Genomic DNA, 16,970 nt, shown 5'->3' on the forward strand with positions numbered 1-16,970 from the left:
GGCTCTCGGGTCAGGTATCGGCGATGGAGACCAGCTCCGGAGACATGCGCTCGAGCGCCGTCAGGCTCCGCCGTTGCCACCCCAGCCGCGCGTCCGTGAGGAACTGGATCTTGCACTTGAGCCCCTGACCCGCGAGGCCGCAGATGAAGCTGATGAACGCCTTGAGACAGCTCGAGTTCAGGAAGTAGAGGGCCCTCACGTCGAACTCGACGGCGCTCACGGAGAGGCGTATCACCTCCGCCTGGAGGGTCCTGAAATAGGAGCCGAGCGGCGCGGCGGCCGCCATGTCGCCCGTGCCGGTGAGCTTGACGCTGAGGGTGTCGTCCCGCAGGGTCGGCTCGATCCCGAAGCTGTCCGTGACGACGGACTCAACCTTTAAGCTGCTCATCTGCCCTCCATCTCCCAACCGGCGCGTGCGCGATGATCGTCAGCTCGTTGCCCTCGATCTTGTAGTCCACGTCGAGCCCGCCCTCGGCGCACACCCGCGCGAGGCCGAGGCCCGACACCCCCTCTATCATCGCCGTCTCGTTGATGAGCTCATCATAGTGCTTCACCGGATCGCTCGCGGTCTTCAGCTCGAGCAGCCGCCTCTCCACCTCGCGCAGCCGCTCCGGAGAGGCCTCGTTGCGCGCGCGGATCTTCAGGATATAAGAGCTCTCGTCCTCCTCCATCGCGAGCTCCAGGCTGACCTTGGGGCCCGTCGAATACTTGGTGATATTCTCGGCGAGCTCGTGAGCGGCCATGTAAAACCGCGAGCTCACGTTCGCGTCGTCCAGCACCATCCCGCAGAAGCTGGACACCAGCCGTAACACCGCGTTGGCCAGCCTCTCGCTCGGGAAGAATGTGATGCAAAGGAACAGTGAAGCGTTCTGGCTCGGTTCGGGCGCGGGCACGGTTGGAGCAGCGTACGGCGTTCGCGGACCGGATCCAATCCCTTCTGCGCTCTCGCGGCCGCGCAGGTGAGCGCGCGCCCTACAATGTCATGTCCGATGGACCGAGCGAGGGAGAGCGCGCGCGGCGACCGCGCGAGACAGCGCGCTCACGAGAGGTCCCGGGCGCGTGACGCCGGGGGATCGTGGGTTGCGGGTCACGGGGATCCGTGGCGCGCCACGAGCCGCTTGCCCTCGGCCCGCAGGTTCGACACCGCCTCCCCCACCCGCCGGGCCAGGGGCAGCCCCCGGGGCACCACGACGCCTGCCGGCCCGCCCACGCGGCCGAACGACCACGAGAGCACCGAGCCCTCGGCGTCCCACGGCGCGAGCCGCTCGCGGCCGTCCGACGGCATGGCGCCGACGATCTCGCGCCGCACCAGGTCGAGCACGGCGATCCGGTCCGCCGAGGAGAGCAGCATCGTCTTGCCGTCGGGCGCGGCGGAGATGTCCTCCCACTCCGCCCCGCTCACGCCGTCGAGCACCCGCTCCGCGAGGCCGGCGCGGCGGACCAGGACGACGCCCGTCGCGTCCGCGAAGGCCACGTCGCCCGGCAGGGGGCCGTCCGCGATCGCGGTCGCCCGCGGCGTGGCGTACCCGAGCACCCGCACCTCGCCGCGCTGCTCGTCGATGCGCGCCACCGCGCCCGAGCTGAACGCGAGCCACAGCCCCGGGCCGACGTCGCCGCGCGCGGGGCTCGGGCGCGCCTCGTAGACGTAGCCGTCGGTCACCGCGAGCGTGCGCGATGACAGGTCGCGGAGCGACGTCGCGACCAGGTTGCCGTCGAGCTCCTGCGTGAACAGCGTCCGGCAGGCGGCGTCGACGCCGAGCACGAGCGCGGGCGCCGTCGGCACCGCCTCCACGGTCCCCCCGGTCGTGGCGTCGAACAGCGTCCACACCCCCTCGTCCTTGCGGTACGAAAGGACGCGGCCGTCGTCGCAGGCGCGCAGCAGGTGCCCCCGCTGCTCGGCCGTGCGGCGCCGCGACCGCTCGTCGTAGAGGCGCACCTCGCCGCCGACCTGGAGGGCCACCGCGCCCCCGCTCCGCAGCACCGCGGCGGCCGAGGCGCTCGCCTCGCGGAGCTCCGGCCTGCCCGCGGGGTCGAGCCCCTCGAACCGGAGGAAGCGCTCCGCGGCGGGCGGGCCCGGGCTGAACAGGATGAGGTCGCGCGTGAGCACGCGGCGATCCGGCAGCCGCCACCCGCCGAGGAGGCCGTGCGGGCCGACGTCGCGCTCGGCGACGTCGGCCGCGTCGCTACGCGCGCGCAGCGGCAGCGGCGCGCGCTGGCCGGGCGGCGCCTCGCACGGTGAGCCCTCGGGCGGCGGGTCGCCCGGGGCGCGCCCGCCCTTCCGGAGGTAGTGCCAGGCGCTGCCGCCGCTGCCGCAGACGCCCAGATCGAGCCCGCCCGCGTCCCAGCGCGCCGACGCGGGCGCCGGGTCCGTGTCGAGCTCGAGGAGCGGCGCGCCGGGCCGATCGAAGGCGTAGATCGACGTCCTGCTCTGCTGCACGAGCGCGATCGCGGGGGCCCGCGGGCTGAAGCGCCCGAGCACGGCGGGCGCAGCCAGGGTGATCTCGGCGCCCGCGCCGCCGTCCGGCCCCCAGAGCAGCGCCCTGCGCCCGAGCACCGCCGCCACGCGCGCGCCGTCCGGCGAGATGCCGAGCACGTTGCCGCGGAACGGGTGCCTGTCGACCGCGCCGGCGCCGCCGCCGCGCCGCATGTCCCAGCGCGCGATCCCGCCGTCGGTCGAGCAGGCGAGGACGGGCGCCGCCTCGGCCGCGTGCACGGCGCTGCTGCACTGCACCGGCGCGACGGCGGCCAGCGCCACGGTGCCGCCCTCCCGCAGCCGGAAGACGCGGACCTCGCCCGTGACCGAGCGCGTCGCCACCGCCGTGTCGAACGCGAACGGCACGCGCTCGACGTGCGGGGCGTCGTGCGGCCGCAGCGCGAGCACGCGCGGCGACCTGGCGAGCTCGATGCTCTCCGGGTCGACGTCGAGCGCGACGTCGTCGATGACGTCCGGATCGGGCGGGCGCAGGTCGGCGACGAGCAGGGTGCCGCCGGGGCCGCCGGCGACGACCCAGCGGTCGTCCCACGGCAGCGCCGGCCCCACCACGCTGTCGACCGTCAGGAAGTGCGCGCGCGGCAGGCCCATGGCCGCGGTCGCGAGGTCGAGCGGCAGCGCCGCGTCGTCCGCGCGCCGCCCGAGGGCCGCGGCGATCCACGCGGCGCGGTGGTACGGGTCCTCGGTGCGGCGCGCCTTGCCGATGAGCTCGGCGAGGTCGGCGCGCTCCTCGGCCGCGCGGCGCGCCGCCTCGGCGCTCGCCTGGCGCGCCGACACCCACCGCTCGCCCACGAACGCCGAGGCGACCGCGAGCCCGAGCGCCGCGACCGCGCCGATCTTCTTGGCGCGCTGGACGCGGGCGCGCCGGAGGCTCTCGCGCACGAGGGCCTGCTCGCGCCGCGGCAGCCGCGAGGCGAGGTCGGCGCCCGCGCTCACCGGGTCGAGCAGGTCGCGGCGCAGCAGGAAGTCGGGGTTCTCGCCGGAGCGATCCCACACGTCGGCGGCCTCGCGGAGCCGCTCGAGCAGGATGATCCGCTCCATGTGCCGCGCGCGGGTGGACGCGAGGTGCGGCCAGCCCGCGACGAGCGCCTCGTGGGCGAGCTCCACGGCCCTGTCGCGGCGGACGAGGAGGCGCGCGCGCTCCAGGGCGCCGAGGATCCGGTCGACCTCGGCGGGCGGGGCGGCGACGACCTCGACGAGCTCCGCCTCGACCCAGCGGACGCGCGAGCCGTCCACGGCGCCGAGGCGGAGCAGCGCCTCGTCGGCGATCGCGCGGTCCTCCGGGGTGAGGGCCGCGATGGCGGCGTCGGCGTGCCGCGCGAGGGCGCCGCGCACGCCGCCGAGCGCCTGCCACGCCTCGCCGCTCAGGACGTCGCGCGCGCCGCCCGCGCCGCGCTCGTCGCGCGCGGTCGCCCACCAGTCGGCGAGGGCGAGCGCCACGAACGACAGCGCGGCGCCGCCGCCCCGGAGCTCGCGCTGCACCTCGGCCTCGACCTGGGCGAGGCCGCGCACCTCGGCGCCGGCGAGCTTCGCGGGGCCGGCGACGAGGTCCTTCACGGCGGCGGCGGCGGGCAGCCCCACGTAGCGCAGCGCCGCGCGCAGGCCCTCGCCGGCCGGCGTGGCGAGGAGCGCCGCGGCGCGATCGTCGGCCTCGTCGAGCACGCCGACGAGCCGGAGCCCGCGCCGCGCGTCGCCGGTCGCGAGCGCGCTCACGAGGGCGGCGAGCCGCCCGTCGCCGAGGGGCGCGATCGGGTCGATGACGAGCGCGACCCCGACGGCCGACGCCATGCAGAACCTTGTGAGCTCGGCGAGGTCTGCGGCCTCGAGCTCGGGCGAGACGGCGGCGAGCGCGCGGGCGAGGGCGCCGTCCGGGTCGCCGTCGGGGGTGAGGCGCGCCTCGATCCAGTCGTCCTTGTGGTCGGCGTGGCGGCGCGCGAGGTGGGGCACGAGGCCGGCCGAGGCGAGCGAGGTCTTGCCGGAGCCGCGCGGCCCCTGGAGGACGAGGCACGGCTCGAACTCGAGCTCGCGCCCGAGGCGCGCGATGTCGTCGTCGCGCCCGAACAGGAGGCCTTCGTCGGTGGCCGACAGGGGGGCGAGCCCCCTGTACGGCCGGTCCGGGACGCCGTGGGGTCGCTCCCAGACCTCGTCGATCAGCTGCTTCAGCCGCCCCGGCGCGACGCGCCTGTGCGCGGGATCGACGGAGAGCAGGCGCTTCAGCAGCGCGAGGAGGCCGCGCGGCAGCCGCGCGGGGTCGCCCGCGAGGTCGCGCATGGCGCCGCGCAGGGTGGCGCTGCGGAGCTCGGTCCACCAGGCGGAGACGCTCGACGGGTCGGAGCAGTCGGCCGGCTCGTCGGGGACGTCGTGCGGGAGGCGTCCTGTCGCGAGCTGCGCGATGCACACGGCGAGCGCGTAGGCGTCGGTGGCGGCGGTGGGCTCGGCCATCTCGAGCACCTCGGGGGCCATGAAGCCCGGCGTGCCGATGACGTTGCGCGCGACGGCGGGGCTGTCGGCGCCGGCGAAGGCGCGGCGGGTGGAGGCGTAGACGTCGCGCTCGGCGAGGAAGGCGGCGGTGCCGAGCTCGCCGCTGCCGGCGCCGCTGTCGCCGTCTCGGCCGTCGCGGCCGCTGCCGCCGCTGCCGCTGCCGTCGCGGCCGCTGCCGTCGCGGCCGCTGCCGCCGCCGATGCTGACGGCCGGGGGCGCGCCGGGGGCGCGCGAGAGGGGGCCGCCGGGCGGGGTGCCTGCGCGCCGCGAGATGCCGAAGTCGAGGACCTTGAGGGTGCCGTCCTGGGTGAGGAACAGGTTGGCGGGCTTGAGGTCGAGGTGGACGACGCCGCGCGCGTGGATGACGTCGAGCGCGCCGGCGATGTCGCGGGCCCAGGCGACCACGCGGCGCCAGGGGATGCGCCCGCGGTAGCGGATCACGTCGGCGAGGTTCCTGCCCTCGAGCAGCTCCATCGAGACGAACGGGGTCCTCGCGGCGCCGTGGAGGATGCCGGCGGCGTAGATCGTGACGAGCGAGGGGTGCCGGAACGACGCGAGGAGCTTGGCTTCGTCGGCCCAGTCCGCGGCCTCGGCGAAGTCCGACACGAGGAGCTTGAGGGCGACCTCGCGGAACGGGGCGCCGTCGGGCAGGAGCTCCTCGGCGCGCCACACGTCGCCGAAGCCGCCGCGGCCGAGCCGGACGCGCAGGCGGTAGCGGCGGTCGAGCACGTCGCCGGGCGCGTGCCCGAGCCCGCCCGGGGGAAGCGGCACGGCGCCCGGGTCGCGGGAGGAGCTGCCCTCGTCGACGAGCGTGCGGTCCATCGCAGGACGACGGTATCACCGGCGCGGGGAGAGGTGGACGGTCTCGCCGCGCAGCACATCGCCCGACGGCTCCACACGCGCCCACGCGCGCCCGCGGCGGCTCGCCTGTCTGCGCGTGGACATCTCGAGCCTGGCACGCGACACTGTCGCGCATGGGCGTGGCGCGGCACCGCGACGGAAGCTCTCGCCAGGGGAGTATCTCGAGCTCGATCGCGCATCGGAGGTGAGGCACGAGTACGCTGGCGGCGAGCTCTTCGCGATATCCGGTGGCACGTTCGAGCACAGCGCCATCGCCGCGAATCTCGGCCGGCTGCTCGGCAACGCGCTGGGCGAGCGCGGGTGCATGGCGCTGAACTCCGACATGCGCATCAAGATCCCCTCCGCGGATCGCTACGTCTACCCGGACGGCTCGGTCGTCTGCGGCCGCCCCGAGTTCGAGGATGAGCGGCGCGACACGCTCCTGAACCCGGTCCTCGTGATCGAGGTGCTCTCCGATTCGAGCGAGGCGTACGATCGCGGCGACAAGTTCGCGCACTACCCGACCGTGGCGTCGATCCGAGAGGTCGTCCTGGCGTCACAGAAGGCGCCTCGCATCGAGGTCTTCGCGCGCCAGGACGACGGGAGCTGGGTGCTCCGGGTCCATGGCCCAGGCGATCGCGCTGTGCTGTCGTCGGTGGGGTGCGACATCGTCGTGGACGAGGTGTATCGAGGCGTGCTCGGGGCCGCCAGCACGGCAGAGCGCCTCCCCAGGGGGTAGAACGACCCCGTGACCTCGGATCGTTCAGACCGTCGTTCACCGGCCGGAGCGCGGCCGGCGGGCGATCGCGCGGCGGCCGGGCGCCCGCGCCCTCCTGCGGCGCGCCGTGCACGCGCTCGTCGAAGGCGATGAGGATGAGAACCACGAGGCCGAAGGCGCGGAGGAAGGTGGTTGACCCCCCCGGGCGCCGCCCCGGATGTAGCTGGAACGTGGTTCACCACGTCCGGTGATGTCGGCCGAGCTTCCGGGAGGGTCCTCGACCACCTCCCGCGAAGTCCGGAGTGTAAGCTGGAACGTGGTTCACCACGTCCGGTGATGTCGGCCGAGCTTCCGGGAGGGTCCTCGACCACCTCCCGCGAAGTCCGGAGTGTAAGCTGGAACGTGGTTCACCACGTCCGGTGATGTCGGCCGAGCTTCCGGGAGGGTCCTCGACCACCCCGGCCAGGCGAGCGCCTCACCCCGGGGAGCGTCGTCGCGTCCGCCGCTTCCCCTTGGCCTGCGCGAGCTCCGCCCGAAGCGCCTTCAACTCGGCCTCCAGCTTCGTGTTCGCTTCGCGCGCCTTGGCCGCTGCTTCGCGATCCTTGGCCGCTGCTTCGCGATCCTTGGCCGCTGCTTCGCGCGCCTTGGCCTCGGCCTCATCCGGTGTCGGCAGCAGGTCGCGGCCCTCGCGGTCGCGCGAAAGCCGGAGCATCGGGCCGACCGACGGGTCCTCCACGACGGTCCACCAGAGGCCCAGCGTCTCGCACGCATGGAGCTCCGGGTCGTCCGGCGCCCGCTCCACGAGATCGCCGTCGAGCGCGTCCCAGATGCGGATCGGTCGCTCTCGATCGTCGGGGTGGAAGCGCACGACCTCGCGGATGCCCGCGGCACGGTAGCGCTCCAGCTTCACCTCCCAGTCGGGCTCGCCCTCGTCCGAGTCGCTCACGATCTCGACCCCGAGGTCGGGCGCCCCGTGCATCCAGGTCTTCCACGTGCGGAAGGTCCGGTGAGGAACGCCCAGACGGACGAAGGCGTCGGGTGCAAGGCGCTTCTTCGAGGTCCTCGGGTCCCAGTAGACGAACTGGTCGGAGCCGAGCGTCGCCGTGTGCGCGAGCTCTCGCTTGAGGATCAGGTACAGCGCGGTACGGAGCTCCAGGTGGCGATTCGTCTCGGGCACTTCTTCGGCCTCGGGGAAGTACACCGGCTCGGGCGAGCGGCTGTAGACGTGGGCTCGCGTCCGCGGGCGAGGCGCAGCGGGCGGGCGGACAGTGGACTCGAATGCCGACATGGCTGACGTTAAGGATACCACAACCGCCGCCGCGCGGCATCGAGCGGCCGAGGCAGCGGTCTGGAAGACGAGGAAATGAGCCGCGCCTGCACGTGAGACGGGTCGACCCGACAACGCAGTTCGACAGCGACAGGACATAGAGGAGGAGGCTCCCCCCCGCGTCGTCGAGGAGGGGTACTTGCGCCGAGGAGGCCCGGCGCCGACCTCAAGTCGAGGTGGTCGGCACCGGGGCGCAGTACGCGACCTTCGATGTACGCAGCACCTACACGAGCTGCTCCAAAGTTCGTTCTCTTGCGATCACAAGGCTCAACGCAGGCGTCGGGACGCTCGGAGCCAGCGATGAGATCGTCGATCACGTCTGGATCCATGATTGAGACGAGCGAGGGGTTCACGTGGAGTACTCCCGTCACCCGACGAGCCTCGACGCGAGCGCCTCGCTGATCGAGAGAGCGAGCGGGTGACGGGCCCCTGCGGCGGCGGGAGAACGCGCGCACCGCCTGCCTGAGCGAACCGCCTTTCCGGACGCCGCGCTCAGCGCGGTCCGCCCGCGCCCGCCGCAGTCGGCGGCTCGGTCCACGCGAGCGCGTGCCCGCTGGCTACCGCGCGTTCGGATCCGTGAGCCACGCAGCCAGGGCTTCGGCGGGGAAGCTGAGCACCGCCTCGCCCACCCGCTCCTCCCCGAGCCGATCCAGCAGCGACGCGAGCGCTGCGTGCTCCGCCTCGGCGAGCGGCCGCCCGAGGCGCATCGCGCACAGCCGAGCCGTCATGCGGAGCTGCCCGCGCTCGATCCCGCGCTCGATCCCGCGCTCGATCCCGCGCTCGATCCCGCGCTCGATCCCGCGCTCCTCCGCCTGCTTCAGCGTTTGCTCGTATAACTCCCGGGTTTCCATGATGAAATCCCTCTCCTCGGCCGGCAGCCCCGGAAGGAGCTCCACCGGCACCTCGAAGCTTAACCGGACCAGCCACGGCAGCGCCACCCGCCGCTCCCACGCGTCCCCCGGCAGCTCGGCGAGGTCCCGGAGCGCCATCCGGCGCACCCGCGCCGAGCCGAGCAGCCGCAAGAGCACCGTGCCGCGCACACGAGGTAGCTCGGCGATCACCACGACCTGCACCCGCCACTCGGCCGCGGGGGCGTACAGGCCCTCGGGGCCGGCGGCGTCCTGCGCGAACCCGAAGCCGCGCAGCACGCTCTCCGGCCGCCCGGCGCTCAGCAGCCACGCGGCCGGAAGCGGCAGCCGCCGCTCCGCCCGCAGCTCGAGCGTGTGATGCCACTGGTAGCGCTTGCGCAGGCACTCGTGCAGCTCGGTCACATCGAGGGCCTGGCTGAAGACCTCCACCATCCCGGGCTCGACCGCCATCGAGCGCAACAGCCCCGGCTCGATCTCGGGGTGGGCGACCAGCAGGGCGGGATCGGGGACGTGCCAGACGTCGATCCGCTGCGCATCGCCGGCCGGGACCTCCACCTCGGTCTCGGCGGCGCCGACGAGCCCGAAGAAATCACGGAGGATGTTCTTGCCGAGCTGATCAAAGCGGAAGTGCATACCCTCCGCAGCGGATACCACAGAAAGGCAATCAGGCTCGCATTCCCTTTGTCGACGCGAGATTGCCATCGTTCCTGGCGCGCGTTCTTGCGTTCTTGCTGCTCGCGCTCTTCTTCGTGATAGCGGGCTGCCGGGCGGACGAAGGCGAGCTGCGCCATGGGTCCTCCGGCGTTTGCAGCCGCGGTTTACCTGATACCGCGCTCCGCTGCCCCTCCGGCCGGACGCGCTGCGATCGAGCGCGATCCGGGCCGCCGTCGCGGTCGACGGCGGCCCGCCTCATGTCGCGCGCGGCGCCCGGAGGCGCCGCGCGCGCCTGGAGCCGCGCGTCAGCCGGTCACGAGCCGCTCACAGGCTCATGCAGAGCGTGAGCTGACCCGGACCCTCATTCAGCGCGTCGGAGCAGCCGGCGCCCCCGAGCATCGGGCCCATCTGGAACGGGCCCGGCCCGTTGCAATCAGGGGAGTCCATGCCCCAGTCCTGGAGCTCGGTCGACTGCTCGCTGTGCACGATGCAGCAGTTGCCCGACGGCTGGTGCTTGTAAGTCTTGCCCACGAACGCGGGCGCGATGCTGCTCAGCGCGCCCTGCGGAGCCAGCGTATAGCCGGCGTCGCACGCGCCGCCCGAGCCATCCAGGTAATAGCAGCGCCCGTCGAGCTCGACCTCGGTCGCCGGATCGCACAGGCCGCCGGTGCAGGGCGCGCAGGGGCCGCCGCAATCGACGCCCGTCTCGCCCTGGTTCTGGAGGCCGTCGTCGCACGTGGGGGCGGCGCCGCCCTCGCCAGAGCACACGACGGAGATCGTCTGGCTCGGCGCGAAGCAGGTCTCGCCGGCCACGCCGCCCCAGTTCTCGTTGCCGATGCACGGCCGCGCGGTGTACCCGCTGGTGCACGCGCACTGCGCGCCATCCGCGGAGATCTCGACCACCTCGGAGGTGGGGCCGCAGCCCGCCCCGACGACCCAGCTCCGGCCGTCGCACTCGATCGGCTCGGTCGGCGTCCCGCTGTGGAGCGCCTGGCAGAGCGTGTTCGCGGCCGCGCCCGTGCAGGTCACCCCGACGGGGTCCTGGCTGCCCCGGATCGTGACGGCCGAGTACTCGCCCGTGAGCGACGCGCGGAACGCGTCCCAGGCGCCGCACTGCTCGCTCGATGGCTGGCCCTGCATGAACTCCTCCGAGAACTCGACCGTGGTGCCGGTGCAGGGCGCGCAGGGGCCGCCGCAGTCGACGCCCGTCTCGCCCTGGTTCTGGAGGCCGTCGTCGCACGTGGGGGCGGTGCCGCCCTCGCCCCCGCACACGACGGAGATCGTCTGGCTCGGCGCGAAACAGGTCTCGCCGGCCACGCCGCCCCAGTTCTCGTTGCCGATGCACGGCCGCGCGATGTACCCGCTGCTACACGCGCACGAGTCGCCGTTCGCGCTGATCTCGACCACGTCGGAGGAGGGGCCGCAGCCCGCCCCGACGACCCAGCTCCGGCCGTCGCACTCGATCGGCCCCGTCGGCGTCCCATCGTGGAGCGCCTGACAGAGCAGATTCGCCGCCGCGCCCGTGCAGGTCACCCCGCCGGGGTCCTGGCTGCCCCGGATCGTGACGAACGAGTACTCGCCCGTGAGCGACGCCCGGAACGCATCCCAGGCGCCGCACTGCTCGGAGGACGGCTGGCCCTGCGTGAACTCCTCCGAGAACTCGACCGTGATGCCGGGGGTGACGCAGTCCGCGGCCGAGACGTGGATGGGGAAGGTCAGCGAGGAGCTCCCGCCCAGGGTGTCCGTCGCCCTCACCCTCACGGTGACATCACCCGGGCCGTCCGGCGTGAACGTCACGGCGTTGCCGTCGCCCGTGATCGAGCCGGCGCCGGCGGCCAGCTCCCATGCGTAGGAGATCGCGTCGCCGTCGGGGTCCTCCGCGGAGGCGGTGATCGTGGCGGTCTCGCACTGGGTGATGAACTTGCTCGGCGCGACATCGAGGTCCTCGAACGCGGGCGGGTCGTTCAGCGCGACGACCGTGTCGAGCCCGCCATTGCCCGCGCCGAGGCACTGGGACACGAGGAAGAGCTCGGTCGTGGCCTCGGAGATGACCGTCGCGATCCCCTCGGTGGGCCCGCATTCCACGGAGGGTCCGGCGTCTCCCATCGGCGTCGCGCAGACGCGGTAATCGCCGGGCGGCACCACGAACAGGCCGTCGGCGCCGGCGTGGGTCCCCGCGCCCGGGGGGAGCGCCCCGCCGGGGAGCGCTCCTTCTTCGAGGGGGCTCGTGGTCTCCGCGATGGCCGTGTCGCTGCACGGGCTGCTCGCGTTGACGACCTTGTAGTGGACGCCGGTGACGTCGTGTCGCGCGCCGCCGACGGTGAGCGCCGCCTGGATGGACCCGTTGGCCTCCGACTCTCTTGCTGTGGACCCCCCCTTGTCCGCGTCGCACGCGGAAGCTCCCAGTGCCAGCGCAATGACCATCCATCCACACGCGCTTGCGCGTGCATCAAACCGTTGTGCCATGACCTCTCCTTGTCCAAGAATGATCGACTTAAGACGAGCACCGCGGTCCCCACCGGGCTGCGGGCGGCTCGGGGCGGCGCTGTCGTTGCCGAACGCCCAGAACACCTGCAAGCACCGTGTGTGCCACGAGATGTCCTGGAGATGTTCGGGCCGGTCCGCGGCTCGGCGGAGGGGCGCGGCGCATTCTTGCGTCAGGGTTTTGCCGGATCCCGCAAAAGGCTGCGCGACGGGGTGGCGCGGGGGGTGGCGCGCCGCCGGGCGGTTTCCGGCGTTGATTCATCGCGGGTGGCGTGTGCCCCGCGCGCGGCCGCGGCCTCCCGCAGGCTCGTCCTGCGGCACGTGTCCAGGTCGGGCACGATCCGGATCGCCCTGCCCCCCGACGCGTCCAGGTCGGGCACGATCCGGATCGCCCGGCCCCCCAACGCGCTCAGGTCACGCCGGGAGCCAGGTCAGCCCCTCACCCGCCCGCCGCGTCCAGCATCGCCCTCAGCAGCGGCGCCATCCTCCGCGCATCGCACGGCGCCTTCACCGCCTTTCCCGCCACGACCGCGCTCATATTGCACGCCCCCGGCCGCGGCAGGTGATCCATCCAGTAGAGATCGAACCTGTCGTCCGGCGCGAGCCGCTTCACCATCGGATCGAGCGGCAGCATCAGCCCTTCGCGGAAGCGGGCCAGATAGACAACGTTCGACAGCCGAACCGGCGAGTTCAGCCCGATCCTCCGCCGCGTCCCCGACGCGAACGGGCCTGTGTGATCGATGAACTCCACCGTCTGGAGATCGCCGTAGAGATCCGGCTCCGTCTTCTCGACCGTCACAAGGGTCCACGCGCAGAGCGGCCGCTGCGCCCGGAGCAGCGCGCGGGTCATCTGCTCGAAATCGGGCAGATCCGCGGCCGCTCGCGCCTCGGTGTAGTGACCGTGCGCGAACTGGTTGCGCTCGGCCTGCATCAGGTTCGAGAGCGTCTCGAACGTCTGGTTGTGCGACAGCTTGACGTCGAGCACCTCCCTCGCCATCGAGCCGATCGGATCGTCGCGATCCCCGAACGCCCGCGCGGCCGTGCGCGCCAGCTCGCGCCACGCGCCGAGCGCCAGGCCGTCGCGCGTGCGCGTGCGGCCGTAGAAGTCGAGCAGCGCGCCCCACCCCGGGGGAACGCCGCCCGCGCCGCTCGGGCTGCTCGGCCTGCCGCCGCTCGCCGGGGCCACCGACCCGCGCCCGCCGCCCGATCCGGCCCCATCGCCCGCTCCGCTCGCGCTCGCGCTCCCCCCGCCGCCGCGCCCCGACCCGGGCGGCGCGCTTCCTCCGCTGAAGAACGCCGAGACGAGCACCGTCGCGATGAACCGCCACGTGCCCTCGAGCACGTCGAACAGCATCTTCACCCGCTCGATCGCGCTCGACGCCCCGATCGCCGCCCGCACCCTCCCGGCGATCGGATAAGGCAGGCCGCCGCTCAGGGCCGAGAGCACCCCGTGCGGATCGTCGCACTCGCGCGAGATCTCCGCCGCCCGCGCCCCCGCGTCGGCGCCGTGCAGGAGCTCCCACGACAGGGTCCGCGCGTGCTCGACCCTGCCGTCCAGGATGGGCGGCCGACCGTGCCAGTCGCACTGCACCGCGCTCGCCATCACCGCCGGATCCGCCTTGCGGGGTACGCACGCGGCGACCACGCCGGGCGCGAGCGGCGCGATCAGCGCGCCGGCGCCCGCGTGGCTCGCGACGACCGCCGCGAGCTCCTGCGCGAGCGCGCCGATGACATGCGGCCCGACGCCGAAGAGCGCGCTCTGCTCCTCGATGCCGAACAGGACCGTCGCCCGGCGCCCGCTCCGCGACGCCTCGATCACCTCGCCCGGCGCGGCGAAGCGCGCGCTCGCCGCGGCGTCGCGGAGCTCCGTCACGGGGGTGGACGCCCCCGGGGCGCACCGCTCGCGCTCCGCCGCGAGCGAGGCGATGGCGTGCAAGCCGAGCTCGACCTCGCGGCCGGCGACGTCCGCCTCCCCGGCCACCGTGAAGTAGCCGCACGCGAACGCCCCGAGCCCCTCCGCCTCGACGGCCTCCAGGGCGCGACCCGCCGCCGCGGCCGCCTCCGCCGCGCCGCCCCGCACGAGCACCACCGCGGTGCCGTCCGCGTCGCCGACCGGCAGGTCCGGCCAGAGCCGGTGCACCGCGACCAGGGCGGCCGCCGCGGCCGCCGCGCGCGAGGGCGCGCCCGCCTCGATCGGCCGCAGCAGGACGAGCGCGCCCTGGCCCTTCCGCGCGAGGAGCGACGCGCACTCCTGCTCCAGGCCGCCGCGCGCGAGCAGGCCCGTCGCCGGGTCGACCGCCCCGGCGGGGACCGACAGCGCGGCGTAGCGGCGGTCGAAGAACGTCGCGCGCATGCCGCCGACACAGACGAACGTGCCGTGAACGAGCGGCGACTCCTGCCCGCGCGCGAGGTGCCGCGCGCCGACCTGCACGGGAACGCTGCACTCCTCGCGGCGGCGCAGCCACCAGCGCACGCCGTCGTGGCGCAGCGTGGCCGCGAGCCGCGACGCGACGTCGGCGTAGACGAGATCGTTGCGCTCGTCGCCGACGCGCTCGGCGCGGCCGAGCCGCAGCACGCCGACCGGCTCGAGCCGGAGCTCGTGGAGGTACCCGTCGCGCCCCTCGATCCGCAGCCGATCCGGGGCGGCCACCTCGCCGCGCCACAGCGAGAACCCGGGCGATTGCGTGAGCCAGAGCGTGGCGCCGCCCGCAGCGACCGAGCGCAGCTCCGCCCCGGGCGCGCCCTCGGAGCCGCTCGCCTCGGCGGGCGCAGGCGGGATGCTCTCGCCCGCCGGGAAGTCTCCTCCGCTGTCTCGTGCGCCCGTCACGCGTGCCTGTCCATGGTGATCCCGGCGTCCGATCCACGCCGCCCACGCCGCGCGCCGCCCGAGCGCACGGCGGGCTCCTCGGGCGATTACCGCACCGAGCCTCGGCAAATTCAACGCAAATGAGCCGCTGCGCATTCCTCGATCGCCGTCCGCCCGCCTCGAGCCCTCCCCCGCTTCACCCCCCGTCGCCGGCCGCGGGCAGCGCGCCCGCCGCACGGCGCCGGCCTGGGCGTGAGGCCGCCGCCGGCGCGCGCCGGCCCGGAGAAGGGCTCGGCGCCGGGTCATCCGTCCCTGCACGTGCACCCAGCGCTGACGGAATCACGGAAGCACGGACGCACCGGATCGCGACGCGCGACCCCTCCACCGGGGCCGTCCCCGTCAACCGCGCCTGCGCCCTCTGCGTTCATCGCATCAGCGTTTCCCCGACCAGCGAGGGTGCTCTTTCACGCACACAGCGTCAGGCGCTCACGGGAGCGCCCCACACCGCTGGTTCAACATAGTCAATCATGCTACATGGCTCGCTGGCGCGCGCGGCGCCGCGGCCGCGAATACCGGCAAACGCCGACAACGAATGCGTATCATGAGAGCTGGCCGGCCACGGCCGCCACCACGGTTGCGCTTCCGGCCACGACAGAGGGCAGTCAGCTGAACGCACGGACGCCGTATGAACATCCGCCCCAGGTTCGGCCGCTATGATGTGGTTGGAGAGCTCAGCTCCGGGGGCATGGGCGCCGTGTACCTGGGGCGGCAGAAGGGACCAGGCGGGTTTGGCCGCGACGTCGCGCTGAAGGTGATGCTCCCGGAGCTGGCCAGGACGATCCCGGGCGCCGCCATGATGTTCCTCGAGGAGATGCGCGTCCTCGCGAGCATCAACCACAACAACGTGGTTCGAATCCTCGATTTCGGCGACGAGCAGCAGCCCCTCTACATGGTGATGGAGTACCTGCCGGGCGTGACGCTGGCCTCGCTTCGCGCTCAGCTCCGCGCCGGGGGCCGGGCGCTTCCGCCGGATCTCGTGGCGTCCCTGCTCGCCCAGGCCTGCCGGGGGCTGCACGCGGCGCACGAGCTGCGCGACGAGCATGGCAGCCCGCGCGGCCTGGTCCACCGCGACGTCACCCCGCAGAACATCATGTGCTGCCCGGACGGGGCGGTGAAGATCATCGACTTCGGGATCGTGTGGGCCAAGGATCGGCTGGTCGACGCCACCTCCTGTTCCCAGATCAAGGGCAAGCTCGCGTACATGTCGCCGGAACAGGCGGCCGCGGCGCCGGTGACCCGGAAATCCGATCTGTTCTCCATCGGCGTGATGCTCCACGAGCTCGTGAGCGGCGCGCCTCTCTTCCGGCGCGAGACCGACATCGCCACGATCCTGGCTGTCATGGAGGCGTCCGCGCCCTCGCTGCGCGCGCTGCGGGACGATGTGCCGCCGCGGCTCGACGAGCTCGTGCGGCGCACGCTGGCGCGCGACCCCGCGCACCGGCCGGAGAGCGCCGCTGCGGTGGCCGACGAGCTCGAGGTGCTGGTCCAGGAAGCCGGCGGGCGCTTCGCCCATCCGGAGGTGTCGGCCCGCTACCTCGAGTCCATCGGGGCGAGCCTTGCCGGTCGCCCCGCGGCGCCCCTCCGTGGCGTGCCGTGGTTCGTACAGGCCCAGCCGCCGGCCGCCCCGCCCAGCGCGCCGGCCGCCCCGCCCAGCGCGCCGGTCGCCCGGGCCGAAGCACCGCGCTCCGCCGGCTGGATCGAGATCGCCGCGCCGAGAGCGGGCACCGGTGACGGGCGCACGCTGCCGGACGGGCGCAGGGTCGTGCTGCAGTCGATCGCGCTCGACGGGCGCTGCCGCTCCTCGACGCCGCTCGTCTTCATGGCCGCGCCGGCGCTCTTGCCGGCGCCGCTGCTCGTGTCGCCTCGCTCGAGCGCGCTGCTCGTGGAGGTGGACCGGCGCGCGCTCCTCGCCGGAGGGCGGCGCCCGGGCATCTACCACGACGCGGACGACCCCGCGTCGCGCCGCGAAGGCCTCCCCATCCCCGACACCGCGCAGGGCACGAGCTTCGATGTGGGGCACCGCCGCGCGCGGGTGCAGCGGATCCACTGCGATGGCGGGGTGGCGAGCGACGCCTCGCGGGAGATCCGCGTGTACCTGTCCGCCTTCCCCGTCGAGATCGTGGCCGACGCGGCCGTGAAGCGGCTCATGGTCCTGTCGACCCTGGACCCGACGGACAGGGCGATTCACCTGGCGTGCGTGAGCATCTTCTAGGCCCTCCCCTCTCGAGCGCAGTGAAACC

At 73.9% G+C, this 16,970-nt stretch carries 9 protein-coding genes; 2 read left to right on the forward strand and 7 right to left on the reverse strand.

Annotation, left to right across the window (positions count from 1 at the left end; genetic code table 11):
• Positions 1-10: 10 nt before the first annotated feature.
• The 3 genes from WME75_RS27815 to WME75_RS27825 all read right to left on the reverse strand — a co-directional run bounded on the left by WME75_RS27815 (position 11) and on the right by WME75_RS27825 (position 5,794).
• Positions 11-388, reverse strand: coding sequence for a hypothetical protein (locus WME75_RS27815; protein ID WP_437477142.1), 378 nt, complete (start codon positions 386-388; stop codon positions 11-13).
• On the reverse strand, positions 369-893 hold the full coding sequence (locus tag WME75_RS27820; protein ID WP_437477145.1) for a hypothetical protein: 525 nt from the start codon (positions 891-893) through the stop codon (positions 369-371). Before WME75_RS27820 ends, WME75_RS27815 begins: the two co-directional genes overlap by 20 nt.
• A gap of 194 nt (positions 894-1,087) precedes the next feature.
• Positions 1,088-5,794 carry an nSTAND1 domain-containing NTPase gene (locus WME75_RS27825; RefSeq protein ID WP_437477147.1) on the reverse strand — a complete coding sequence of 1,569 codons (4,707 nt, stop codon included), beginning with the start codon at positions 5,792-5,794 and terminating at the stop codon, positions 1,088-1,090.
• A gap of 223 nt (positions 5,795-6,017) precedes the next feature.
• Here WME75_RS27825 and WME75_RS27830 point away from each other — a divergent pair, with 223 nt between their 5' ends.
• Positions 6,018-6,551 carry a Uma2 family endonuclease gene (locus tag WME75_RS27830; RefSeq protein ID WP_437477150.1) on the forward strand — a complete coding sequence of 178 codons (534 nt, stop codon included), beginning with the start codon at positions 6,018-6,020 and terminating at the stop codon, positions 6,549-6,551.
• A gap of 454 nt (positions 6,552-7,005) precedes the next feature.
• Here the strand turns inward: WME75_RS27830 and WME75_RS27835 are convergent, their stop codons facing one another.
• From WME75_RS27835 to WME75_RS27850, 4 genes are all read right to left on the reverse strand, one after another.
• Positions 7,006-7,818, reverse strand: a complete 813-nt coding sequence (locus WME75_RS27835; protein WP_437477153.1) for a Uma2 family endonuclease — start codon at positions 7,816-7,818, stop codon at positions 7,006-7,008.
• A gap of 596 nt (positions 7,819-8,414) precedes the next feature.
• Entirely contained in the window at positions 8,415-9,359 is a 945-nt protein-coding gene (locus WME75_RS27840) for a hypothetical protein (protein ID WP_437477155.1), read from the reverse strand.
• Positions 9,360-9,704: 345 nt separating this feature from the next.
• Positions 9,705-11,804, reverse strand: a complete 2,100-nt coding sequence (locus WME75_RS27845; protein WP_437477157.1) for a PKD domain-containing protein — start codon at positions 11,802-11,804, stop codon at positions 9,705-9,707.
• 499 nt (positions 11,805-12,303) lie between these two features.
• On the reverse strand, positions 12,304-14,691 hold the full coding sequence (locus WME75_RS27850) for a hypothetical protein (protein WP_437477160.1): 2,388 nt from the start codon (positions 14,689-14,691) through the stop codon (positions 12,304-12,306).
• A 664-nt stretch (positions 14,692-15,355) separates the two neighbouring features.
• Here WME75_RS27850 and WME75_RS27855 point away from each other — a divergent pair.
• Positions 15,356-16,942, forward strand: coding sequence for a serine/threonine-protein kinase (locus WME75_RS27855; protein WP_437477163.1), 1,587 nt, complete (start codon positions 15,356-15,358; stop codon positions 16,940-16,942).
• Positions 16,943-16,970: the final 28 nt, after the last annotated feature.

It is taken from the genome of Sorangium sp. So ce1014, from assembly GCF_051521505.1.
In the GTDB taxonomy this organism is placed as follows: Bacteria; Myxococcota_A; Polyangia; order Polyangiales; family Polyangiaceae; genus Sorangium.

Excerpts from the sequence above, each read along its gene's own strand:
- WME75_RS27835 (WP_437477153.1), bottom strand. The coding sequence starts at position 7,818 with ATGTCGGCATTCGAGTCCACTGTCCGCCCGCCCGCTGCGCCTCGCCCG.
- WME75_RS27815 (WP_437477142.1), bottom strand. The coding sequence starts at position 388 with ATGAGCAGCTTAAAGGTTGAGTCCGTCGTCACGGACAGCTTCGGGATC.
- WME75_RS27845 (WP_437477157.1), bottom strand. The coding sequence starts at position 11,804 with ATGGTCATTGCGCTGGCACTGGGAGCTTCCGCGTGCGACGCGGACAAG.
- WME75_RS27825 (WP_437477147.1), bottom strand. The coding sequence starts at position 5,794 with ATGGACCGCACGCTCGTCGACGAGGGCAGCTCCTCCCGCGACCCGGGC.
- WME75_RS27840 (WP_437477155.1), bottom strand. The coding sequence starts at position 9,359 with ATGCACTTCCGCTTTGATCAGCTCGGCAAGAACATCCTCCGTGATTTC.
- WME75_RS27855 (WP_437477163.1), top strand. The coding sequence starts at position 15,356 with ATGAACATCCGCCCCAGGTTCGGCCGCTATGATGTGGTTGGAGAGCTC.